Annotated in this window: 23 protein-coding genes, 1 tRNA gene and 1 pseudogene; 13 read left to right on the top strand and 12 right to left on the bottom strand. The window is 68.2% G+C overall.

Going from position 1 to position 21,762, the window contains the following annotated elements; genetic code table 11:
- Positions 1 to 984 carry a tetratricopeptide repeat protein gene (locus GORHZ_RS10560; RefSeq protein ID WP_373279592.1) on the top strand — a complete coding sequence of 328 codons (984 nt, stop codon included), beginning with the start codon at positions 1 to 3 and terminating at the stop codon, positions 982 to 984.
- A gap of 229 nt (positions 985 to 1,213) precedes the next feature.
- On the opposite strand, the gene glgB is transcribed toward GORHZ_RS10560, so the two are convergent.
- The 5 genes from glgB to GORHZ_RS10535 form a co-directional block, all read right to left on the bottom strand.
- On the bottom strand, positions 1,214 to 3,427 hold the full coding sequence (gene glgB, locus GORHZ_RS10555) for a 1,4-alpha-glucan branching protein GlgB (RefSeq protein WP_006332828.1): 2,214 nt from the start codon (positions 3,425 to 3,427) through the stop codon (positions 1,214 to 1,216).
- Between the two features lie 13 nt (positions 3,428 to 3,440).
- The gene (locus tag GORHZ_RS10550) at positions 3,441 to 5,441 is read right to left on the bottom strand and encodes a maltotransferase domain-containing protein (protein WP_006332827.1); all 2,001 of its coding nucleotides are present in this window, start codon (positions 5,439 to 5,441) and stop codon (positions 3,441 to 3,443) included.
- A gap of 65 nt (positions 5,442 to 5,506) precedes the next feature.
- Positions 5,507 to 7,570, bottom strand: a complete 2,064-nt coding sequence (locus GORHZ_RS10545) for an ATP-dependent DNA helicase (RefSeq protein WP_006332826.1) — start codon at positions 7,568 to 7,570, stop codon at positions 5,507 to 5,509.
- A complete protein-coding gene (locus GORHZ_RS10540; protein ID WP_006332825.1) occupies positions 7,567 to 8,166 on the bottom strand; it encodes a nicotinamidase in 600 nt (199 codons plus the stop codon). The genes GORHZ_RS10545 and GORHZ_RS10540 overlap by 4 nt, the downstream gene beginning before the upstream one ends.
- Before the next feature lie 9 nt (positions 8,167 to 8,175).
- Positions 8,176 to 9,480, bottom strand: coding sequence for a nicotinate phosphoribosyltransferase (locus GORHZ_RS10535; protein WP_006332824.1), 1,305 nt, complete (start codon positions 9,478 to 9,480; stop codon positions 8,176 to 8,178).
- Between the two features lie 19 nt (positions 9,481 to 9,499).
- Between GORHZ_RS10535 and clpS the strand changes: the two genes are divergently transcribed.
- The 11 genes from clpS (at position 9,500) to rdgB (ending at position 17,156) form a co-directional block, all read left to right on the top strand.
- The gene (gene clpS / locus GORHZ_RS10530; RefSeq protein WP_040531259.1) at positions 9,500 to 9,823 is read left to right on the top strand and encodes an ATP-dependent Clp protease adapter ClpS; all 324 of its coding nucleotides are present in this window, start codon (positions 9,500 to 9,502) and stop codon (positions 9,821 to 9,823) included.
- Positions 9,824 to 9,841: 18 nt separating this feature from the next.
- The gene (gene aosR, locus GORHZ_RS10525) at positions 9,842 to 10,417 is read left to right on the top strand and encodes an oxidative stress transcriptional regulator AosR (RefSeq protein ID WP_040531256.1); all 576 of its coding nucleotides are present in this window, start codon (positions 9,842 to 9,844) and stop codon (positions 10,415 to 10,417) included.
- Between the two features lie 29 nt (positions 10,418 to 10,446).
- Positions 10,447 to 11,532 carry a P1 family peptidase gene (locus tag GORHZ_RS10520; protein ID WP_006332821.1) on the top strand — a complete coding sequence of 362 codons (1,086 nt, stop codon included), beginning with the start codon at positions 10,447 to 10,449 and terminating at the stop codon, positions 11,530 to 11,532.
- Between the two features lie 215 nt (positions 11,533 to 11,747).
- Positions 11,748 to 12,155, top strand: a complete 408-nt coding sequence (locus GORHZ_RS10515; protein WP_006332820.1) for a M67 family metallopeptidase — start codon at positions 11,748 to 11,750, stop codon at positions 12,153 to 12,155.
- A gap of 4 nt (positions 12,156 to 12,159) precedes the next feature.
- Positions 12,160 to 12,432 (top strand): MoaD/ThiS family protein, encoded by a 273-nt coding sequence (locus tag GORHZ_RS10510; RefSeq protein WP_006332819.1) that lies wholly within the window; start codon positions 12,160 to 12,162, stop codon positions 12,430 to 12,432.
- Between the two features lie 6 nt (positions 12,433 to 12,438).
- Positions 12,439 to 13,410: a PLP-dependent cysteine synthase family protein gene (locus tag GORHZ_RS10505; RefSeq protein WP_006332818.1), complete on the top strand. Its 972-nt coding sequence runs from the start codon at positions 12,439 to 12,441 to the stop codon at positions 13,408 to 13,410.
- A gap of 29 nt (positions 13,411 to 13,439) precedes the next feature.
- Positions 13,440 to 14,066 carry a rhomboid family intramembrane serine protease gene (locus GORHZ_RS10500; RefSeq protein WP_006332817.1) on the top strand — a complete coding sequence of 209 codons (627 nt, stop codon included), beginning with the start codon at positions 13,440 to 13,442 and terminating at the stop codon, positions 14,064 to 14,066.
- Between the two features lie 53 nt (positions 14,067 to 14,119).
- Positions 14,120 to 14,908, top strand: coding sequence for a glutamate racemase (murI, locus tag GORHZ_RS10495; protein ID WP_006332816.1), 789 nt, complete (start codon positions 14,120 to 14,122; stop codon positions 14,906 to 14,908).
- 71 nt (positions 14,909 to 14,979) lie between these two features.
- On the top strand, positions 14,980 to 15,747 hold the full coding sequence (locus tag GORHZ_RS10490; RefSeq protein ID WP_006332815.1) for a cyclic nucleotide-degrading phosphodiesterase: 768 nt from the start codon (positions 14,980 to 14,982) through the stop codon (positions 15,745 to 15,747).
- 36 nt (positions 15,748 to 15,783) lie between these two features.
- Positions 15,784 to 16,542: a ribonuclease PH gene (rph, locus tag GORHZ_RS10485; RefSeq protein ID WP_006332814.1), complete on the top strand. Its 759-nt coding sequence runs from the start codon at positions 15,784 to 15,786 to the stop codon at positions 16,540 to 16,542.
- Positions 16,539 to 17,156: an RdgB/HAM1 family non-canonical purine NTP pyrophosphatase gene (gene rdgB / locus GORHZ_RS10480; RefSeq protein WP_006332813.1), complete on the top strand. Its 618-nt coding sequence runs from the start codon at positions 16,539 to 16,541 to the stop codon at positions 17,154 to 17,156. The genes rph and rdgB overlap by 4 nt, the downstream gene beginning before the upstream one ends.
- Here the strand turns inward: rdgB and GORHZ_RS10475 are convergent.
- From GORHZ_RS10475 to GORHZ_RS10465, 3 genes are all read right to left on the bottom strand, one after another.
- On the bottom strand, positions 17,134 to 18,270 hold the full coding sequence (locus tag GORHZ_RS10475) for a glycosyltransferase (protein ID WP_006332812.1): 1,137 nt from the start codon (positions 18,268 to 18,270) through the stop codon (positions 17,134 to 17,136). The two genes, rdgB and GORHZ_RS10475, sit on opposite strands and share 23 nt — an antisense overlap.
- Before the next feature lie 104 nt (positions 18,271 to 18,374).
- Complete coding sequence (locus tag GORHZ_RS10470) at positions 18,375 to 18,719, bottom strand: DUF3817 domain-containing protein (RefSeq protein WP_006332811.1); 345 nt, start codon at positions 18,717 to 18,719, stop codon at positions 18,375 to 18,377.
- Positions 18,716 to 19,156, bottom strand: coding sequence for a glucitol operon activator (locus GORHZ_RS10465; protein WP_040531250.1), 441 nt, complete (start codon positions 19,154 to 19,156; stop codon positions 18,716 to 18,718). Before GORHZ_RS10465 ends, GORHZ_RS10470 begins: the two co-directional genes overlap by 4 nt.
- Positions 19,157 to 19,234: 78 nt before the next feature.
- Between GORHZ_RS10465 and GORHZ_RS10460 the strand changes: the two genes are divergently transcribed.
- Positions 19,235 to 19,316 (top strand) — tRNA-Leu (locus GORHZ_RS10460).
- 63 nt (positions 19,317 to 19,379) lie between these two features.
- Here GORHZ_RS10460 and GORHZ_RS10455 read toward each other — a convergent pair.
- The 4 genes and pseudogenes from GORHZ_RS10455 to GORHZ_RS10440 all read right to left on the bottom strand — a co-directional run.
- Positions 19,380 to 19,997: an acetate uptake transporter gene (locus GORHZ_RS10455; RefSeq protein WP_006332809.1), complete on the bottom strand. Its 618-nt coding sequence runs from the start codon at positions 19,995 to 19,997 to the stop codon at positions 19,380 to 19,382.
- Between the two features lie 251 nt (positions 19,998 to 20,248).
- The gene (locus GORHZ_RS10450) at positions 20,249 to 20,860 is read right to left on the bottom strand and encodes a DUF3887 domain-containing protein (protein ID WP_006332808.1); all 612 of its coding nucleotides are present in this window, start codon (positions 20,858 to 20,860) and stop codon (positions 20,249 to 20,251) included.
- 15 nt (positions 20,861 to 20,875) lie between these two features.
- On the bottom strand, positions 20,876 to 21,367 hold the full coding sequence (locus GORHZ_RS10445) for an HAD domain-containing protein (RefSeq protein WP_006332802.1): 492 nt from the start codon (positions 21,365 to 21,367) through the stop codon (positions 20,876 to 20,878).
- A 70-nt stretch (positions 21,368 to 21,437) separates the two neighbouring features.
- Positions 21,438 to 21,762: pseudogene (locus GORHZ_RS10440) on the bottom strand (thymidine kinase); the annotation flags it as partial.

Here is a 21,762-nt window from a genome sequence, read left to right as displayed (position 1 = left end):
GTGACACGACCAACGAATCGGCAGCAGGCGGCGTCGGCCGCCCGGCAACAAGCTGCCGCCGCCGTAGCCATGTCGGGTGCCGTCGATCTGTCGGCCCTGAAGGAACGGGCCGACGCGCAACGACAGCAACCGCAACGCCCCGCCCCGCCCTCCCGCTCCGCCGACGGTGCGGCGCCGTCATCGCCGGCCCGGACCGTGTCGGCGGTCATCGACGTGACCGACGCCACATTCGAGACCGAGGTGCTCACCCGGTCGACCCAGCAGCTGGTCGTCGTCGACCTCTGGGCCGAGTGGTGCGGACCGTGCAAACAACTCTCGCCGGTGCTCGAATCGCTCGCGGCCCGCGCGCAGGGACGATGGGTGCTCGCGAAGATCGACGTCGACGCCAATCAACGGATCGCGCAGGCCTTCCGCGTGCAGTCGATCCCGATGGTCGTCGCCATCGCCCAGGGACAGCCGGTCGCGGCCTTCAACGGGGTGCGCTCGGAGGCGGAGATCACGTCGTGGATCGACGAGATCCTGTCGCAACTCGGTGACGCCCTGCCCGGCATGTCCGCCGGGGACGAGATGCCCGAGCCGGAGGATCCCCGCATGGCGATGGCCGAGGAGAGGCTCAACGCCGGCGACTTCGAGGGTGCGCTGGCCGCCTACCGCGCCATCGCGGAGGTGGAGCCCGGTAACACCGAAGCCGCCTCGGCCGCACGCAACATCGAGTTCGTCATGCGTGCGCAGGCACACGACCCGGCGATCGTGCACAACGCGGCCCCCCACGACGTCGACGCGCAGCTCGCCGCGGCGGATGTGTTGTTGCTGGGGCAGGAGCCCGACGCCGCCTTCGACCGCATCATCAACGTCGTCAAGGTGACCTCCGGTGACGACCGCACGCGCGCAAGGACCCGTCTGCTCGAGCTGTTCGAGCTCTTCGATCCGGCCGAGCCCTTCGTGGTCGCGGCGCGCCGGAAGCTCGCCACCGCGCTCTACTGACGTCCCGCGAGCGCCCGTCTCCCGCGTCGACGTCCAGCGCGCACGGCTCATCATCGACCGTGCACACCCCGTCGTCGACCGTGCGCGGCTCATCGTCGAGTGTGCGCGGAATCCCTTTGACTGTGCACGGGTCGAGGGGTGGGGTGTTGCACGGTCGATGCCGGGCCGTGCACGGTCGACGCCCTGGTGTGCACGGTCGACGGGGTGGGTGTCCTGTCGACCGGTGACGCTACTCCGGGGCGGGAGCGGGTGCGAGGAACACCGCGGAGTTGGCGGGGATCATCACGGTCGCGGAGGTCTCGCGACCGTGCCAGGCCGGGCCGTCGGCGACGACGCTGCCGAGATTGCCCTCGCCGGCCCCGCTGTAGGCGGCGGAGTCGGTGTTGAGCACCTCGTTCCAGGTACCCGCCACCGGCAGGCCGACCTGATAGCCGGAGCGGGGGAGACCGGAGAAGTTGAACAGGCAGGCGATCACCGAACCATCGGATCCGTAGCGCAGGAAGCTGATCACATTGTTCGCGGTGTCGTTCGCATCGATCCACGAGTAGCCATTGGGCGTCGCGTCCTGGGTGTAGAGGGCCGGGGTCGCCTTGTACAGCGCGTTGAGATCGGTGACGAGCGCGGAGATCCCCGAATGCAGTTCGCCCTCCCAGCCCTGCATCTGATGCCAGTCGAGGCTACGGCTTTCGGACCACTCACCGACCTGACCGAATTCCTGGCCCATGAACAGCAGCTGTTTGCCGGGATGTGACCACATGTACGCCAACAGGTTTCGGACCCCGGCCGCCTTGGTGAACGAATCGCCGGGCATCCGGCTCCACAGCGTTCCCTTGCCGTGGACGACCTCGTCGTGCGACACCGGCAGCACGAAATTCTCACTCCACGCGTACATCAACGAGAACGTGATCTCGTGATGGTGGAAGCTGCGGTGCACTTGATCGCGGCCGATGTAGCCCAGCGTGTCGTGCATCCAGCCCATGTTCCACTTGAAGGTGAACCCGAGACCACCGAGGTTGGTCATCTGGGTGACCCCGGGCCACGCGGTGGATTCCTCGGCGATGGTGACCGCGCCCGGGAAGTGCTTGTGCACAGTGGCATTGGTCTCCTGCAGGAACTGCACCGCCTCCAGGTTCTCCCGCCCGCCGTAGATGTTGGGGCGCCACGCGCCGTCGGGACGTGAGTAGTCGAGGTAGAGCATCGACGCGACGGCGTCGACGCGCAGTCCGTCGATGTGGAACTGGTCGAACCAGAAGAGGGCATTGGCGACCAGGAAGTTGCGGACCTCGCGTCGCCCGAAGTTGAAGATGTACGTTCCCCAGTCCAACTGCTCGCCGCGCATCGGGTCGGCGTCCTCGTACAGTGCGGTGCCGTCGAAGCGTGCCAGGGCCCAGTCGTCCTTCGGGAAATGGGCGGGCACCCAGTCGACCAGGACGCCGATCCCCAACGAGTGCAGATGATCGACCAGGTAGCGGAAGTCATCCGGCGAGCCGAAACGCGCGGTCGGGGCGAAGTAGGAGGTCACCTGATAGCCCCACGACCCGCCGAACGGGTGCTCGGCGACCGGGAGGAACTCGACGTGGGTGAACCCCTTCTCGACGAGATAGTCACCGAGTTCGACTGCAAGCTCGCGATAGGAGAGACCCTGACGCCACGACGCGATGTGTACCTCGTAGACGCTCATCGGCTCGTTGACCGGCGTGCTCGCGGCGCGCTTGGCGATCCACTCGTCGTCGGTCCAGACGAACGACGTCTCGCTGACCACCGAGACCGTCGACGGCGGAATCCTGGTGGCACGGGCCATCGGGTCCGCTTTGTCGCGGATGACGCCGTCGGCGCCGTGGACGCGGAACTTGTACTGCTCACCGGCGACGATGCCCGGGATGAAGACCTCCCAGATCCCGCTGCTGCCCATGGAGCGCATCGGCGTCTGACGGCCGGTCCAGTAGTCGAAGTCGCCGACCACCGCGACGCCGTACGCATTTGGTGCCCAGACCGAGAAGGCTGTGCCCGAGACCTCGCCGTCGGGTGTGCCGTAGGAGACGACCCGCGCGCCGAGGATCTCCCAGAGCGCTTCGTGTCGTCCCTCGGCGAACAGGTGTAGGTCGACCTCGCCGAGAGTCGGCAGGAACCGGTAGCCGTCTGCGACGAGGTAGTCGTCGGTGCCGCCGTCGGCGTTGGTGTAGGTGACGCGGTAGCGGTAGTCGACGAGGTCGGCGATCGGGACGGTGACCACCCACAGGTCGTCGCCCTGGCGGTGCATCGGATGGTCGACGCCGCCGATCACGGCGACCACGGACGCGGCATCGGGCCGCAGGGTCCGCAGGATGGTGTGACCATCCGGAGCCTCGTGTGCCCCGAGGAAGCCGTGCGGGTCGGGGTGGGTCAGGTTGACCAGACGGCGCACGTCGTGGTCGGATGCGAACGGGTCGGGTCTCCTGGTCACGGTCACGACATCCTCACTGCATCCGGTAGGCGAGCTTGTGGGCGATGGACTGGTCGAGCGGTGGCAGAGCAAGGATGTGTGCGACCTGATGCCAGGGTTCCAGCTGGACGTAATTGGATTGGCCCCAATGGAATTCGGCTCCGGTGACCTCGTCGCGCACGGTGAAGCGATCCTGCCACTCGAAGCCGAGGGTCGGCATGTCCAGCGAGAGAATTGAGCTCTCGGTGCCGTATGGATTCAGGTTGACGACCACGATGACGCGATCGCCGGAGACCGCATCGAACTTCGAGAACGCGATGAGCGCGGGGTTGTCGATGTGGTGGAAGGTGAGGTTGCGGAGCTGCTGCAGCGCCGGATGGCGTCGGCGGATCCCGTTGAGCGTGGAGATCCACGGTTCCAGCGATTCGGCCCGGCTCGACGCCGCTTTGTAGTCGCGGGGGCGCAGTTCGTACTTCTCGGAGTGCAGGTACTCCTCGCTGCCCTCGGCGACCGCGACGTGTTCGTACAGTTCGTAACCGCTGTAGACGCCCCACGACGGTGCGAGCGTCGCGGCGAGCGCGGCCCGCAGCGCGAACATTCCCGGACCGCCGTGCTGCAGGCTTTCGTGCAGGATGTCGGGGGTGTTGACGAACAGATTGGGCCGGGCCTCGTCGGCATGCGCGGCGATCTCCCGACCGAACTCCTCGAGCTCCCACTTCGCGGTCTTCCACGTGAAGTACGTGTACGACTGCGTGAAACCGGCACGGGCGAGGCCGTAGAGCCGGGCCGGCCGGGTGAAGGCCTCCGACAGGAACAGCACATCGGGGTCGCGCTTTTTGACCTCGGAGATCAGCCATTCCCAGAAGTTCGGCGGCTTGGTGTGGGGGTTGTCCACGCGAAAGATCTTCACGCCCAGACCGACCCAGTGCAGCACCACGTTCAGGACGGCGCCGTAGATGCCGTTGCGGTCGTTGTCGAAGTTCAGCGGATAGATGTCCTGGTACTTCTTCGGCGGATTCTCCGCGTAGGCGATGGTGCCGTCGGGCTGGGTGGTGAACCACTCGGGGTGTTCGATGGCCCACGGATGGTCGGGGGCGCACTGCAGCGCAAGGTCGAGGGCCACCTCGAGGCCGAGTTCACGGGCTCGGCCGACGAAGTAGCCGAAGTCGTCCTCGGAGCCGAGTTGCGGATGGATCGCGTCGTGACCGCCCTCGTCGGAACCGATCGCCCAGGGCGATCCGACGTCGAAGGGTCCGGCGACGAGGGTGTTGTTGCGGCCCTTGCGGTTGACCTTGCCGATCGGGTGGATCGGCGGCAGATAGACGACGTCGAAGCCCATCCCGGCGATCCGGGGCAGATCCTGGATCGCCGACAGGAAGTTGCCGTGCACCGGGTGGCCCTCGCCGTCCCAGCCGCCCGTCGAGCGCGGGAAGAACTCGTACCACGAACCGAACAGCGCCCGGGAACGATCCGCCCACACCCGGTAAGACCGCGATTTGGTGACCAGATCGCGCAGCGGGTGCGCGGCGAAGAGATCGCTCATCGCTTCGGAGATGGCCAGATTGACGCGGTGTTCGATGTCGTGGTGCTCGGCGCGCAGAGCGTTGACCGCGTCGTCGAGCATCTCGTAGGCCTCGAGCGGGAACTCGTCGCGGGCGCGCTCCAACAGGCGGGCACCGGTCTCGAGATCGTTGGCCAGGTCGGTGGCACCCTGACCGGCGTCGACCTTCTTGATGACCGCGTTGCGCCACGTGGTGTACGGGTCGCTCCAGGCCTCGATACGGAACACCCAGAAGCCGACGGCATCCGGGACGAACGCCGCGTTGAACACGTCGGGTTCGACGGCCGGCTCCATCCGGATATTGAGGCTCCGGCGTGACGGGCCGTCGATGTGCAACGTCACACCGAGGGCGTCGTGGCCTTCCCTCCAGGCCGTGGTACTGACCGGGATCAGCTCACCGACAACGGCTTTCGCCGGCACCTGTCCCGCCGATACCAGGGGTTGGACATCGTCGATCCCCATCCGCCCGATCACCCGCGGCCTCCTCTCGTCAGAGCTCGCGACCCGTGTGGTGTCCGCGGCCGGCTTCGCTGCCGCACCTAACCGTAGGGGATCGCGGCCAGTCTGCCCAACGCAGAACGGACAAGATCACCATCGGTCGTCCGCCAGAACGGCGGCAGCGACGCGAGCAGGTATCCACCGTATCCGGCGGTGGCCAGTCGGGAGTCCAGAACGGCGACGACGCCGCGATCATCGGTGGCCCGCAACAGCCGGCCGGCGCCCTGGGCGAGGAGCAGCGCGGCATGGTTGGCCGCCACGGTGAGGAATCCGTTGCCGCCGCGGGCCTCGACCGCACGCTGACGTGCGGTCAGCAGCGGGTCGTCGGGGCGGGGGAAGGGGATGCGGTCGATGATGACCAGACTGCAGGAGGGCCCGGGAACGTCGACGCCCTGCCACAGCGACAGTGTGCCGAACAGACAGGTCTCCGGGTTGTCGGCGAACTGTCGTACCAGCGTCGAGGTCATGTCGTCGCCCTGGCAGAGCACCGGGAAATCGCAGCGCTCCCGGATCGCCTCGGCGGCCTCCCGGGCGGCGCGCATCGACGAGAACAACCCCAGTGTCCGGCCGCCTGCCGCGTCGACGAGACCGGCGAGTTCGTCGAGGGTGGCCTCGGCGATGGCGTCGCGTCCGGGACGCGGCAGGTGTCGGGCGACGTAGAGGATCGCCGATCTCGGGTAGTCGAAAGGCGAGCCGGCGTCGAGGCCCGACCAACGGATCGGCGTGTTGTCGGACGGTGCGGTGAGACCGGTGGCTGTCACGTCGACGGCGGACCCGGCCGGGTCGGCGCCGTCGGTGTCCCGGCGGCCGGCGGCCGGCAGACCCCACGTCGCCGCCAGCGCGTCGAAGTTGCCGCCGATGGTCAGGGTGGCGGAGGTGAGGACCACCGTCGCCTGCGCGAACAGCGACGCCCGCAGCAGACCGCCTACCGACAGCGGGGCGATCCGCAGCACCGGCCGGGTGTCGTTGCCGACCTTGTCGTGCGCGACCCACACGACGTCGCGGCGTTTGGACTCGTCGGGCTGATCGAAGGCGCCGAGAACCCGCACGACCGTGTCGTGGGTGTCCTCGAGCGAGGTGAGCGCCGCGGAGCGCGCGGCGGCCGCCGAACCATCTGAGACGCCGACATTCGGTCCGATCGCGTCACGCGCCTGCCACAGCCGGTCGCGCAGTGACGCGAGGGCGGGCGCCACGCCGGATGGCAGTCGTGTCCACTCCCGGGGTGGGGCCTCGTCGAGCAGCTCGCCGAGGAGCTCGCCCGCGCCCTGCAGCGCGTCGGTGGTCTCGTCGTCGAGCAGCTTGCCGCAGCGACGGGTGACCGACATGATCCCGGCGCCGGACAGCTCGGCGGTCGACACCGAGGTGATCCGATCGACGAGCTCGTGCGCCTCGTCGATCATCACGACGTCGTGCTCGGGAAGGATGCTCGCGGGACTCATCGCGTCGATCGCGAGCAGGGCGTGGTTGGTCACGACGACGTCGGCCTTGCCGGCGGCCCGCCGGGAGCGTTCGGCGAAGCAGTCCTCGGCGTAGCTGCAGTTCGCGGCGCCGAGGCATTCCCGCGCCGTGACGCTGACCTGCCGCCACGAACGGTCCGACACACCGGGTGTGAGGTCGTCGCGGTCCCCGGTCTCGGTGTCCGAGGTCCACTCGCGCAGGCGGGTCACCTCACGCCCGGTCCTCGACAACTCGAACGCGTCGAACAGCTCGGTGGCCGGTTCCTCGGCGGTTCCACTGTGGATCTTGTTGAGGCACAGGTAATTGGCGCGACCCTTGAGGATCGCGAAGGTCGGTTCGCGGTGGAGCGCGGTGGCCAGCGCTGCGCCGAGACGGGGGAGGTCACGCTCGATCAGTTGGCGCTGCAGGGCGATCGTCGCGGTCGAGACAACGACCGTCCGGCCCGACTCGACCGCGTGCCGGATCGCCGGGACGAGGTAGGCGAGCGATTTGCCGGTGCCGGTGCCGGCCTGGACCGCGAGGTGCTCGCCGGTGTCGATGGCGTGCGCAACCGCGGAGGCCATCCGGATCTGCCCGTCGCGGCGGGTGCCGCCGAGGGCGGTGACCGCGGTGTCGAGCAGAGCGGTCACCGAGGGGGTGTCCGTCATTGAATGCGGGAGGATCCGTCATAGAGCAGATCCCCGACGAGTTCCACCCCGGCCTCGCGCATCGACACCAGTGCACTGGCGGCGGTGTCGGGGGCGACGGCCGCGGTGAAGTTCAGCAGCACGCGCACTTCGAAGCCCGCGCGTACAGCGTCGAGGGCGGTTGCCCGGACACAGTGGTCGGTGGCGATACCGACGATGTCCACATGTGAAATCCCGCGGTCGTGCAGCCAGTCGGCGAGGGTCGTGCCGTCCTTGGCGGTGCCCTCGAACCCGGAGTAGGCGGCGCTGTAATGGCCCTTCGACACGACCTCATGTGCCTTGTCCACGTCGAACGCGGGGTGGAACGCCGCCCCGTCGGTGCCTGCCTGGCAGTGCGGCGGCCACGTGTCGACATAGTCAGGATCGTCGGAGAAGTGCTCGCCCGGGTCGACGTGAAAATCGCGGGTGGCGACGATGGTTCGGTAGTCGTCGAGGATGGTGCTGATGGCGCCGGCCACCGCGGCGCCGCCGTTGACCCCGAGGGCGCCACCCTCGCAGAAGTCGTTCTGGACGTCGACGACGACGAGGGCCTGGTCCTTGGGCGCGTGATCGGACATCGAGTTCTCCTATCCGAGCAGGTATCGAGTGGGAACGGCCGGATCGCCGTGGGACAGTCCGAGCCCTTCCCAGGGCAGACTCACCAGGGCGGCGGCCAGGTGCGCCCGCCCGTCGGCAAGTGTCGGCAGATCGTCGACGGGGTCGCCGCCACGGATGAGCGGGATCTGCATGGGCCGCAGTGTCAGGCCGTCGGCCGCCGGCGGCTGATCGATACCGCGGTAGAGGATCTCTTCGACGATGGTCCCGGACGGGCGGGCCGCGCGGACCGCCGATTTCGCTCCGCCCCTGGACTCCTTGTGGCTGGCGCGCTTGGCCACCGGGATGCCGTCGACCTCGACGAGTTTGTAGATCATCCCGGCGGTCGGTGCGCCGCTGCCGGTGACCAGCGACGTGCCGACGCCGTAGATGTCGACGGGTTCGGCGCGCAATGACGCGATCGCGTACTCATCGAGGTCGCCGGAGACCACGATCTTGGTGTTGTGCGCGCCCAGGTCGTCGAGCTGTTCGCGGACCTGACGTGCCAGCACACCCAGATCGCCGGAGTCGATCCGCACGCCGCCGAGCTGCGGGCCGGCCACCTCGATCGCGTTGCGCACGCCCCGGGTGATGTCGTAGGTGTCGACCAGCAGGGTCGTGCCCACGCCCAGGGCCTCGATCTGCGCCGCGAAGGCGGCCTTCTCGTCGGGGCCGTCGGGTCCGGTGAATCCGAGGGTGAAGGCATGCGCGGCGGTCCCGGCGCTGGGCACCCCGTAGGTGCGGGCCGCCTCGAGGTTGGAGGTCGCCGACACCCCGGCGAGATACGCTGCGCGAGCGCTGGCCACGGCGGCGCGCTCATGGGTGCGCCGCGATCCCATCTCGATGATCGGTCGTGACGCGGCCGCGCTCACCATGCGCGCGGTTGCGGATGCGATCGCACTGTCGTGGTTGAGGATCGACAGGATGAGCGTCTCGAGCAGTACCCCTTCGGCGAAGCTCGTGCGCACGGTCAGGATCGGTGATCCGGGGAAGTAGAGCTCGCCCTCGCGGTAGCCGTCGATGTCGCCGGCGAAGCGGTAGTCACGCAGCCACGCGACCGTGTCGTCGTCGAGGAACCGCCCGACGAGAGCGAGCTCGTCGTCGCCGAAGCGGAAGCGCGCGAGTTCGTCGAGGACGCGTCCGGTACCGGCGACCACGCCGTAGCGCCGGCCGTCCGGCAGACGCCGCGCGAACACCTCGAAGACACATCGTCGCTGCGCGATCGGGTGACGCAACGCAGCCGAGACCATGGTCAGCTCGTACTGGTCGGTCAGCAGGGCGGTGTTGTCGATGGTCACGATCGCTTACCCTTGTCGTATGGCGCCTGACGAAACTCGTGCGCACGAGGCTACTCCCGGTGGTACCGCGGTCGCCGAACCCGGTGTCGCCGACGGCGCGGCGGCACTCGACCGCCCGTGGGTGACCATCGTCTGGGATGACCCGGTCAACCTGATGCGCTACGTGACTTTCGTGTTCCAGAAGGTCTTCGGCTACTCCGAGTCCCGCGCCAACCAATTGATGATGCAGGTACACACCGAAGGCAAGGCCGTGGTGTCCTCGGGTGATCGCGACAAGGTGGAGTCCGACGTCCGCAAGCTGCACTCGGCCGGGCTGTGGGCCACCATGCAGCGGGACTCCTGAGCGGGGATCGACAGACCGGTGCGAACCTGGAAGCGCAAGGGGCGTGGCTCGGCGATGCGGATCTGCTCGCAGCTCGACGTGCACGAGGCCGAGCTGCTGACGTCGATGGTCGGTTCGATGCGAGAACTGCTCCTCGAACGCGAGGCCGCCGCCCCACATGACGAGCTGTCCGAACTGACCGGCATCCGCACGGGCCATTCGGCGCCGCCGACCGATCTGACGCTGGGCCGGCTGCTGCCGGACTTCCATCGGCCCGATCAGGATCGCGAACTGAGCGCCGACGTGGTCAACGGTCGCTTCAACGGCGCCCTGCGCAGCGTGCACGAACCCCACATCATCGACGCCAAACTCACCGCCGCCCAAGTCGTGCTGGACACGGTGCCGCCGCATGGCGGCGACCTCGCACTGACTGAGGAACAGGCGATGGAGTGGCTGACCGCACTCAACGACGTCCGCCTGGCGCTCGGCGCGATGCTCGGCATCTCCGAGGACACGCCGGATCAGTTGCCTGCGGACCATCCGCACGCCGCTCACCTCGACGTCTACCACTGGCTCACCGTGATGCAGGAACTGCTCGTCGAGTCGTTGATGTGAGGGACCGGGGCGATGCGGGAGGCAGCCCGATGGCCGTGATCGCGCCGGCCGGTGACCGCATCACCGACGTCGCCGGGATCACCGTCGGTCATCATCACCGGATCGATGCCACCGCCCGCGTCGCGGACCCGGAATCGCCCGGCGCGGGCTGGGCCACCGGAACCACGGTGATCCGCATCGACGCGCCGTCGGCGGTGTGTGCGGTCGATGTCCGCGGCGGCGGGCCGGGAACCCGCGAGACCGATCTGCTCGATCCCTCGAACACCGTGCAGACCGCCCACGCCCTTGTGCTGACCGGGGGCAGCGCCTACGGCCTCGCCGCCGCCGACGGGGTGATGGCCGGGCTCGAGGCGCTCGGGGTCGGGTTGCCGATGGACGACCAGGGGCATGTCGTGCCGATCGTTCCCGCCGCGGTGATCTTCGACCTGCCCGTCGGCTCTTGGGATCGGCGTCCCGACGCCGGGTTCGGTCGGCGTGCGCTCGCGGCGGCGACGGTGGATGTCGCGGTGGGCAGCGTGGGCGCGGGGGCCGGGGCCCGGGCCGGTGCGCTCAAGGGTGGGATCGGGACGGCGGGAACCCGTATCGCAGACGGACCCGCCGCCGGGGTGCAGGTGGGTGCCGTGATGGTGGCCAACCCGGTCGGTTCGGTGATTGATCCGGCGACGGGGTTGCCCTGGGCGGCAACGGCTCTCGACCTCGATACGTATGGGTTGACGCCGCCCGACGCCGGCGATGTGGCACGCCTGGGCGACCTCGTCGCCAAACAGACCGTGCTCAACACGACCATCGGTGTGGTGGCCACCGACGCCGCACTCGATCCGTCGTCGACCAGACGCGTGGCGATGGCCGGACACGACGGACTTGCCCGGGCGATCGTGCCCGCGCACTCGCCGCTCGACGGTGACACCATCTTCGCGGTCGCCACCGGCACCGTGCATCCGCCCCAGCCCGACACCGTGCCGCCGGGAATGAACCGCGATGTGGGCCTGCTCGCCGAGGTGTGCCGGGTGGCGGCGAACGTGGTGCAGCGTGCCATCGTCGGGGCGGTGCTCGCCGCCGAACCGGTCGCGGGGATCCCGACGTATGGCGACGTGCTCGCGTCGGCGATCCGGTGAGCGACCTCACAGCGACCTCCCGGGCATCCGGCTGTCACCACTACACGTCTCTGATCGAGAAAATGCCCTCACCAGCAGTGATGTCGACGCGTCGGCGATGCTGGCGCCGCAGTGGGTGGTCTTGTGGGCGCTCGTGCGGCCGCGCGGTGGCGGTGTGCCGGAATAGCAGAGGCCCGCGCGACGTTGTCGCCCAGCGTGACAAGAGGTGGTAACCAGTGCTGACGATCACCCAGGACCTCATCGACTCGATGGTCGCGCACGCGCGCGCCGATCATCCCGACGAGGCCTGCGGCATCATCGCGGGCCCGGAGGGATCGAACCGTCCGGAGCGCTTCATCTCGATGGTCAACGCGGAACGCTCACCGACCTTCTACCGGTTCGATTCCGGCGAACAGCTGAAGGTGTGGCGGGAGATGGACCGCCTCGACGAAGAGCCGGTGGTCATCTACCACTCGCACACCGCGACCGAGGCGTACCCGAGCCGCACCGACATCTCGTATGCGAGCGAGCCCAATGCCCACTACGTGCTGGTGTCCACCCGAGAGCCTCACACCGCGGAGATCCGCAGCTATCGCATCGTCGATGGCGTGGTGACCGAAGAGCCGATCGAGATCAGGAGCTGACCACATGGCGGTAACCGTGTCCATCCCGACCATCCTGCGCACCCACACCGGTGGGCTCAAGCGCGTCGAGGCGTCCGGCGCGACGCTCGCGGACGTCATCGACAGCCTCGAGTCGTCCAACCCCGGTATCAAGGAGCGTCTCGTCGCCGACGGCAAGCTGCACCGTTTCGTCAACATCTACGTCAACGACGAGGACGTGCGGTTCTCCGGTGGTCTTGCCACCACCGTCGACGACGGCGACGACGTGACCATCCTGCCGGCGGTCGCGGGCGGATAGTCGTCGGTGGCCCGCTACACATCGCTCATCGAATCGGTGGGGCACACCCCGCTGATCGGTTTGCAGCGCTTCTCACCCCGCTGGGACGGCACCACCGACGGACCGCACGTCCGTCTGTGGGCGAAACTCGAGGACCGCAATCCGACCGGGTCGATCAAGGACCGACCCGCGCTGCGGATGATCGAGGCCGCCGAACGCGACGGGTTGCTGTCGCCAGGGTCGATCATCCTCGAACCGACCAGCGGCAACACCGGGATCTCGTTGGCCATGGCAGCGAAACTCAAGGGCTATCAGCTGATCTGCGTGATGCCGGAGAACACCTCCGCCGAACGGCGTTCCCTGCTCACGATGTTCGGGGCGCAGGTCATCTCGTCGCCGGCCGCGGGCGGGTCCAACACGGCCGTCGCGATGGCCAAACAACTCGCCGCCGAACACCCGGATTGGGTGATGCTCTACCAGTACGGCAACCAGGCCAACGTCGCCGCCCACTACGAGGGGACCGGCCCAGAGCTCTATGCGGACCTGCCCGAGATCACCCACTTCGTGGCCGGGCTGGGCACCACCGGGACCCTGATGGGTGTCGGTCGGTTCCTGCGCGAGCGCAACCCGGACATCGAGATCGTCGCGGCCGAACCGCGCTACGGCGACGAGGTGTACGGCCTGCGCAACATCGACGAGGGATTCGTCCCCGAGCTCTACGACGACACGGTGCTGACCCGGCGTTTCTCCGTCCAGGGCGGCGACGCCGTCGCCCGGGTCCGCGAGCTGATCGACAAAGAGGGGATCTTCGCCGGCATCTCGACCGGCGCGATCCTGCATGCCGCCTGCGGCGTCGCCCGACGCGCCCTCAAGCAGGGACAACGCGCCGACATCGCGCTGGTCGTGCCCGACGCGGGGTGGAAGTATCTGTCCACCGGAGCCTACGAAGGTAGCCTGGAGCAGGCAGAGCAGGCCCTCGAAGGCCAGCTCTGGGCATGACGCCGCAGACGGCATCGACAGGACCTGAAATGACAGCGACCCCCGCGGCCCCGGGCATAAGACCCCCGCGTCCGCTCTGGCAGCGATCGGCGCTCATCATGGCCGCGATCGCGGCGTTGCTGTTCGTCATCGAGGCCGTCGACGCCGCCACCCACTACAACCTCGACAATGCGGGCATCGAACCCCGGCAGGTCGACGGTCTCGACGGAATCCTCTGGGCGCCGCTGCTGCACGCCGACTGGGAACATCTGTTCGCGAACCTGCTGCCGGGCCTCGTGCTCGGATTCCTACTGCTCATGACGCGTCGGTTCGTGATCGTGACCGCCATCGTCTGGCTGGTGTCGGGGCTGGGTGTGTGGCTGTTCGCGCCGCCCTACACCGTCACCGTCGGCGCCTCGGGCATCATCTTCGGCTGGCTGACCTACCTGCTCATCCGGGGCCTGTTCAACCGGGACTTCTGGCAGATCGTCCTCGGCATCGTGCTCTTCCTGATCTACGGCTCCGTGCTGTGGGGTGTGCTCCCGACCGACGCGGGGGTCTCCTGGCAGGGGCACCTCTTCGGCGCCATCGGCGGTGTCCTGGCGGCCTGGTACCTCGCCGCCCGTGACCGTCGGCGCGCGCAGGCGAACCCGCAGGTCCCGGGGGTGCGGTCATAACAACACACAACGACTCTCCGCCCGCACGGTTCACTCCCCGGGTCGGCGGTCAGATGGCGCCCATCGGCATCTTCGACTCCGGGGTCGGGGGTCTCACCGTGGCCCGCGCGATCATCGACCTGCTGCCCGACGAGGACATCATCTACATCGGTGACACCGCCAACGGACCTTACGGGCCGCTGCCCATCCCGGAGATCCGACGACACGCCCTCGCGATCGGCGACGATCTTGCCGAGCGCGGGGTGAAGGCGATCGTCATCGCCTGCAACACGGCCTCGGCGGCATGTCTGCGGGACGCCCGCGAACGGTATGCGCCGATCCCCGTGATCGAGGTGATCCTGCCGGCGGTACGACGGTCCGTCGTCGCCACCAAGACCGGACGGATCGGCGTGATCGGCACCGCGGCGACCATCTCGTCACGTGCCTACCAGGATTCGTTCGCGGCGGCCCGCGACGCCGAGATCACCGCGGTCGCGTGCCCCCGCTTCGTGGACTTCGTCGAACGCGGCATCACCAGCGGCCGGCAGATACTCGGGCTCGCCCAGGGATATCTCGAACCGTTGCAGGAATCCGACGTCGACACCGTGGTGCTGGGGTGCACGCACTACCCACTGTTGTCGGGCGTCATCCAGCTGGCGATGGGCGATCAGGTGACCCTGGTGTCCAGTGCCGAGGAGACCGCCAAGGATGTCTTCCGGGTGCTCACCGAAGCCGATCTGCTGCACCCACATTCGGACCGGGTGGCGACGAGGGTGTTCCAGGCGACGGGTGATCCCGAGTCCTTCGCGCGTCTGTCGACCCGCTTCCTGGGACCGGCGATCGGTCAGGTTCAACATCTCTGACGACCGTCATCGATGGCGACTTGTGACCCGTATCGGTTCGTGTTCACAGCCCCGCGTGGCACAGTAGGCGTATGCGGCTGACCGTCCTCGGGTGCTCCGGAAGTGTGGGTGGACCCGGTTCCGCCTGCTCCGGGTACCTGCTGTCGGTACCCGGCGAACGATCGGTCCTGATGGACTGCGGGCCCGGTGTCATCGGTGAACTGCAGCGTCATGCCGATCCCGCTGCCGTCGACGTGATCCTCAGTCACCTGCACGCCGACCACTGCCTGGATCTGCCGGCCCTGCTGGTCTGGCGGCGTTATGCACCGATGGTGGCGCGCACGCGGGCCCGTCTCTGCGGCCCGGTCGGGACGGCCGCGCGGATCGGTGCCGCGTCGTCGGAGGTCCCCGGGGGCATCGACGACATCTCCGACACCTTCGACACCGTCGATTGGCAGGATCGGGTCGACGTGTCGATCGGCGGACTGGTCGTCACACCGATCGAGGTCAACCATCCACCGCATACTTTCGGCCTGCGGATCACCGGGCCCCGTGGGCAGGTGATCGCCTACAGCGGTGACACCGGAATGTGCGACGAGGTCGTCGACGTCGCCGACGGTGCCGACATCTTCCTGTGCGAGGCGAGTTGGACCCACGCCCCCGACGACAGGCCGCCCAACCTGCATCTCTCCGGCTACGAGGCCGGTCAGATCGCCACCAAGGCCGGTGCGCGGTCGTTGGCGGTCACCCACGTCGCACCATGGTCGGATGCCGACGCCATCCTGGCCGAGGCCCGGTCCACCTTCTCCGGACCGGTCGACCTCGTCCGGCCCGGCCAGGTGTTCGACCTGATCCCGTGACGGGTCGCCGGCGGACCGATCGTTAGAGTTGACGGTGTGGCGAAACGAGCTGACGGCAGGACCGACGACGAACTCCGACCGATCACCTTCACCCGCGGGTTCACGAGCAATCCGGCAGGTTCTGTACTGGTCGAATTCGGCCAGACCCGCGTGATGTGCACCGCCAGCGTGACCGAGGGCGTGCCGCCGTGGCGGCGCGGATCGGGCCTGGGCTGGCTCACCGCCGAATACGCGATGCTGCCGGCGGCGACGCACGAACGGTCGTCGCGTGAGTCGGTGAAGGGTCGGGTCGGCGGACGAACCCACGAGATCAGCCGTCTCGTCGGCCGGTCGTTGCGGGCCTGCATCGACCTGTCGGCGCTCGGTGAGAACACGATCGCGCTGGACTGCGACGTGCTGCAGGCGGACGGCGGTACCCGAACCGCGGCCATCACCGGTGCCTACGTGGCGCTGGCGGACGCGGTCACCTGGCTCGGGGCGGCGGGGCGGCTCAACGATCCGCAACCGCTGTCGTGCATGATCGCCGCGGTCAGCGTCGGCGTCGTCGACGGACGGGTCCGCCTCGATCTGCCCTACGAGGAGGATTCCCGCGCGGAGGTCGACATGAACGTCGTCGCCACCGACGCGGGCACCCTGGTCGAGGTCCAGGGCACCGGTGAGGGGGCGACCTTCCCGCGCGCGACGCTGGACAAACTCCTCGATCTGGCGATGGCGGGCACCGAGAAGCTGTTCGACGCGCAGCGTGAGGTGCTCGCGGGACCGTATCCGGGTGAACTGCCCGGCGCGTCGCGGTGACGACCGTCCTGGTCGCGAGCCGCAACGCGAAGAAGCTGGCCGAACTGCGCCGGGTCCTCGACGTCGCCGGGGTGAGCGGGATCGACGTCGTCGGACTCGACGAGGTCCCCGCGTATGCGGAGGAACCCGAGACCGGGGCGACCTTCGAGGAGAACGCCGTGATCAAGGCCGAGTCCGGGGCGCGTGCCACCGGATTGTCCTGTCTGGCAGATGATTCCGGGCTGACGGTGGATGCGCTGAACGGGATGCCCGGCGTGCTGTCGGCGCGGTGGAGCGGCCGCCACGGCGACGACGCGGCCAACAACGAACTCCTCCTCGGACAGCTCGCCGATGTGCCGGACGGCCGGCGCGGCGCCGCCTTCGTCTCGGCGTGTGCACTGGTGATGCCGTCCGGCGAGCGCGTCATCGAGCGGGGGGAGTGGCGCGGGACGATTCTGCGCGCCCCGCGCGGCGCCAACGGCTTCGGCTACGACCCGCTGTTCGCACCCGACGACGAGGTGGCGCGCGGCCGGTCGTCGGCCGAACTGTCGCCCGCGGAGAAGGACGCGCTCAGCCACCGGGGCAAGGCGCTGACGCAACTGGTTCCGACGCTCAGGGAGCTGTCGGGCCGCTGACCGCAATGTCGTCGCCGCGGTGGATCGAGAGCATCTTCGCGACCGAATCCGGCCAGCGGTAGCGCGTCGCGCGGCGCCGCGCCGCCTCCTCACGCTGCGGGCGCGGGATCTCGAGGACCTGCTCGATCCCGTCGGCGAATCCCGCCGCTGTATTGCTCGCCAGCGCTCCGCAGGTCGCGTCGACCAGACCGGCGACCGCCGACGACTCGGATGCGACGACCGGGGTGCCGGAGGCCAGCGATTCGAGCGCCGAGAGGCAGAAGGTCTCGTGCGGTCCGGGGGCGATGGTGATCTCGGTCGTCGCGAGCAATGTGGCGACCTCCCGACGATCCGTCAAGTGGCCGAGGAAGGTGACCGGCAGCCCGCGTGCAGCTCGCTGCATGGCCGGACGCAGCGGGCCGTCGCCGGCGACGACGAGGTGCACCCGCCGGTGCGCGGCATGCAGTCGCGCGATGGCTGCGATGCTGCGGCCGGCCTGCTTCTCCGGTGACAGCCGCCCGCAGTGGGTGATCAGGGTGGTCGTGTCGTCGGCGTACCGCGACCACAGCGCCGGATCGGCGTGCTGCGGATCGAACAGGTCAAGGTCGACCCCGAGCGGCGCCCGGTGCAGGTTCGTCGCGCCGATGCGTTCGAACTCGACCGCCGCGAACGGTGTCGTGCAGACCACCGCGTCGAAGGATTCGGCGGTGCGCTGGTTGGCCTCGTCGGCGATGGAGCGTGCGATGCCGAGGGGGAGCGCGATCCCGAGCAGCCGGTCGAGCCGTTCGTGGGAGACCATCGTCGAGTGGACGTCGCGTTTGCGGGCCCAGCCCCCCAGCCCGCGCAGTGTCAGCCGGTCGGACACCTCGAGGGCGTCTGGGCGCAGATGGCGCAGGACGTCGGTCACCCGTCGTGCCGAGACCACCCGGTACCCGCCCGACAACGGCAGTCGGGGAGCGCACACCGAGACGCGGTGCACCCCGCTCGGCAGGGTCTCGGAGTGGTCGTGCTGTCCGGGGACGACCAGGATCACCTCGTGACCGGCGGCCACGTAGCCGGCGCCCCATCGGTCGACCGCGGTGCGCAGGCCGCCCGAGCGCGCGCCGTAGAAGTTGGCCAGCTGCACGATTCGCACCCCGACAGTGTGGGTGGCGGTGCGTGAACCGACGTGAACGATCGGGTCACGCGCCGCGGATCAGCGCGTGAACAACTGACGCGATCAGCGATCGGCCACCAGTCTCAGAGGTGGTAGGCGGCTTTCACTTCCTTGGTCCGGATGTGCTCGAACCAGAAGGACAGGAAGGGGATCGTGCCCGCGATCGCGGTGACGATGATCTTGCCGAGCGGCCAGCGCACCTTGATGGCGAGATCGATGGTGAAGATCAGGTACACGAAGTAGACCCAGCCGTGGACGATGGGCACGAAATCGAGCGCGTCCACGTCGAAGCCGTACTTGAGGATCAGTTCGGCGACCAGCAACAACAGCCACAGACCGGTGATCCACGCCAGAATCCGGTAGCGCAGCAATGCCCCGCGGACCTTGTTCACGGGCGTGGTGGTGGCGGTCGTGGTGGTCTCGGTCACGGGCGACGGTCCTCACTGTTGTGATCGGTTGTGCTGGGCCGATCATTCAGATCGGCCAGATACGAGTTGTAGTCGGCCAGCGCGGAGTCCTCCCGCGCAGACGACGTCGTGCTCAGCGACGACGCGCTCGGTGTCGTCGGACGGTCGGGCAGGATGCCGGCCGGTATCTCGGTGACACCCTTGCGGTCGGCGGAGGCCGCGCGCTCGTCGTCGGGGGTGTTCTCCAGGACGACGAAGCGTCGATAGGCCCAGATCACCGCCACCGCGAAGGCGGGCCACTGCAGGGCGTATCCCAGGTTCTGCGCCGTACCCGACGCGGACTCGTACCGGCCCCACTGCCACCACGCCAGCAGCAGACACGCCAGGGCGGCCATCACCACCAGCACGATCAGCGCCGGGCGATGCCGTCGTCTCGGCGATGTCGAACCGGATTTCATACCCTCGACGGTACCTGGCCAGCACCGATCGGAGCACGGGCGGTAGGCTGACGCAGGCGCCGGTGTGGCCGACGACACGCGCGAGTGGCGGAATTGGCAGACGCGCTGGATTTAGGTTCCAGTGTCTTCGGACGTGGGGGTTCAAGTCCCCCCTCGCGCACCGAATCCACCTGTTTGCCGGGCAGAGCGCAGAACAGGTTATCCAATGCGATGTCCCGAGCCGTCAGCTCCGAGCCGGGAACACCGGGAACACGGTCTTGCCGAAGGTGAAGTTGGCGACCCCGGCCAGCGACGTGTACCAGGCGAGCAGCGCGGTGATGATGCCGAGCCAGCCACCGATCTTCGTGAACGCGGTGGCGGTGGCCAACTCGCCGATGCACAGAGCCAGAAAGGTGAGGGTCAGGGCGATGAACACCGCCAACACGGCACCGGAGACCCGAATGGCGGCGATGGTCATGTACGCGGTGAAGATCGTCCACACCAGCAGATAGAGGCCGACGGCGTGACCTACGTCGGCGCTCGGTGCCTCCAGCCCGGGCAGTATGTGGTCGACGAGCAGCCAGTACGACATCCAGAAGGCCCCATACGAGGAAAATGCCAGGGCGCCGAAGGTGTTGCCCCTGAAGAACTCCCACATACCCGCGAGTAGTTGGGCCAGACCGCCGTAGAAGAGTGCGAGGCCGAGTACCGCACCGGTGACCTCGCCGGTCAGCATTCCGGTGTTGATGACCGAAAGCATGAAGGTGGTGCCGGCGAATCCGGCCAGTCCCAACGGCGCAGGGTCTGCGACGTTCAGGGTGGCGGAGCTCAGGATGGTTTGATCCTGCTGTGGCGTTGTCATTGCGACTCCCATGGACACCAAGGTGGGGTGGCGCGCATCGTCACCAAGTCCACGCTATCGCGAATGTGATGTCCCTCTCAGTTGTTTCCACTTCGCGGAGCCGAAAGTTTCTGGCAAATAGGGCAATTCGGCCTTCATGACGGGCGAGTGGTGGCGCGGGCCGGGTGTCTCGGCAACCCCGACGAGCCGGTCAGGTCCAGGTGGACGAAACCGAGTCCGGCGGTGTCGAGGGCACGGAGGCGGTCACTGGGTCACTTCGCCAGTTCCGGAGGGAGGATGAACAGGCCGGCGATCGTCTGGTCATCCCGGAAGGTGATACGCGCCACGAAGTCTCCCGCCTCGAACACCAGCGGCGTGTTCGTGATCGTGAAGTCCGCGGCGCGGGAGGCCTCGACGTCGCCGTGGCGTTCGTAGGTCCCGACGGTGCCGACCACTTGCGCCCACGCCGCCGCAAGCCCGTCTGCGTTCAGCTTCTCGGCGACCGTCGCATCAAAGCGTGCGGCGACGTCGTCCCAGCGAGAGTGCGCGAGATCGTCGAGCACCGTCTCGGCGATTCCGACCGCCTCGGGTAGTGGGGTGGTGTTCATGGCTTCTCCTGTCCGTGGGTCTATCGGCCTCCCGAATCGCTGGAAGGCCGCCTGTCGAGAGATCCCCAGCGCATCGCCGATCTGTTGCCACGTGCGACCCGCGCGCCGTGCGCGCTGGACTGCCGCGGCAACCACATCGCCCGAGCGGGCCTGCACGTTCGCAGCGGTGCGAACCGTGGACAACGGTTCATCAGTGCTGTCGAGCACCGGGGCGGCGAGAATCGCGTCCAGATCGTGCCGCAGTGCGGCCACGAGGTCTGTCAACGATTGAGGCATATGTAAATGATATGTTTACAAAGAACCGGACCGCAAGCCCCCGAACAACCTCTGCAACCACCGGCGTCGCCGCCCTACCGGCGCGATCCCGCCAGTGCCGTTGAGATAAGCAATCACGGCATCGGCCACCTCGTCGGTGATCCCGACCTCCCAGGAGGTCCGGAACAACGGTTGATCCGGGGCGAAATCGTCGTTGTCGTCGACGATGGCGTAGCGGGTCACCTCCGGGTGGTCGGCGAGCCACCGTTGCACCTCGTCACCGCGGCGGCCGAACGGGATCGACGGGGTCATGCCATAGAGCTCGGGCGTCACCGCTGCCCGAACCTCGGCGACGTTCTCCTCCCACAGACGCCACGTCGAGGAGAGCACGACTTTGCAGCCGGTCTCGGCGATGATGCGCCCTACCCGGTCCGCGAGCTGAGGGTCTATCCCGACGATGCGTCCGGAGCGCACGCTCGATCGCCGGCTGTTCACGACCCCGTCGATGTCCAGGAAAAGGACCTTCATGCCCCCAGTTCACACTGTCGCTGCAGACGTGGGCCAGGACTTCGTCGTGCCACTGCGGTTGCGCGAGGGGTCACCGCCCGGTCCGACCCTCGACATAGTGCTTGCGGCACAGCGCCCGGTACATGACGGGCCCCGCCTGGGTGTCGCCGATGGCCACGACCTCTCCCGATCGGATCACCAGGCCTTCGACGATGCGTGCGTTCAGGAACCCAGGTCGTCCGCACCAGCACAGCACGATCGACTGCATGCGGTGGACCTCGTCGGCGATCTCCACCAACCGAGCCGCGCCGGGGAACAGGGTGGATCGGAAATCGGTGAGCAGTCCGAAGGCGAAGACATCGATGCTCTCGACATCGACTACCCGGGCGAGTTGCTCGACCTGCAAGGGCGTAAGG

This window comes from Gordonia rhizosphera NBRC 16068 (genome assembly GCF_000298195.1).
In the GTDB taxonomy this organism is placed as follows: Bacteria; Actinomycetota; Actinomycetes; order Mycobacteriales; family Mycobacteriaceae; genus Gordonia; species Gordonia rhizosphera.
Note: the sequence above shows the minus strand (reverse complement) of the source record. Positions and strands in the feature narration are given on the sequence as shown.

Excerpts from the sequence above, each read along its gene's own strand:
- GORHZ_RS10545 (WP_006332826.1), bottom strand. The coding sequence starts at position 7,570 with ATGACGGACACCCCCTCGGTGACCGCTCTGCTCGACACCGCGGTCACC.
- GORHZ_RS10540 (WP_006332825.1), bottom strand. The coding sequence starts at position 8,166 with ATGTCCGATCACGCGCCCAAGGACCAGGCCCTCGTCGTCGTCGACGTC.
- clpS (WP_040531259.1), top strand. The coding sequence starts at position 9,500 with ATGGCGCCTGACGAAACTCGTGCGCACGAGGCTACTCCCGGTGGTACC.
- GORHZ_RS10520 (WP_006332821.1), top strand. The coding sequence starts at position 10,447 with ATGGCCGTGATCGCGCCGGCCGGTGACCGCATCACCGACGTCGCCGGG.
- GORHZ_RS10510 (WP_006332819.1), top strand. The coding sequence starts at position 12,160 with ATGGCGGTAACCGTGTCCATCCCGACCATCCTGCGCACCCACACCGGT.
- GORHZ_RS10500 (WP_006332817.1), top strand. The coding sequence starts at position 13,440 with ATGACAGCGACCCCCGCGGCCCCGGGCATAAGACCCCCGCGTCCGCTC.
- murI (WP_006332816.1), top strand. The coding sequence starts at position 14,120 with ATGGCGCCCATCGGCATCTTCGACTCCGGGGTCGGGGGTCTCACCGTG.
- GORHZ_RS10490 (WP_006332815.1), top strand. The coding sequence starts at position 14,980 with ATGCGGCTGACCGTCCTCGGGTGCTCCGGAAGTGTGGGTGGACCCGGT.
- GORHZ_RS10465 (WP_040531250.1), bottom strand. The coding sequence starts at position 19,156 with ATGAAATCCGGTTCGACATCGCCGAGACGACGGCATCGCCCGGCGCTG.
- GORHZ_RS10455 (WP_006332809.1), bottom strand. The coding sequence starts at position 19,997 with ATGACAACGCCACAGCAGGATCAAACCATCCTGAGCTCCGCCACCCTG.
- GORHZ_RS10450 (WP_006332808.1), bottom strand. The coding sequence starts at position 20,860 with ATGCCTCAATCGTTGACAGACCTCGTGGCCGCACTGCGGCACGATCTG.
- GORHZ_RS10445 (WP_006332802.1), bottom strand. The coding sequence starts at position 21,367 with ATGAAGGTCCTTTTCCTGGACATCGACGGGGTCGTGAACAGCCGGCGA.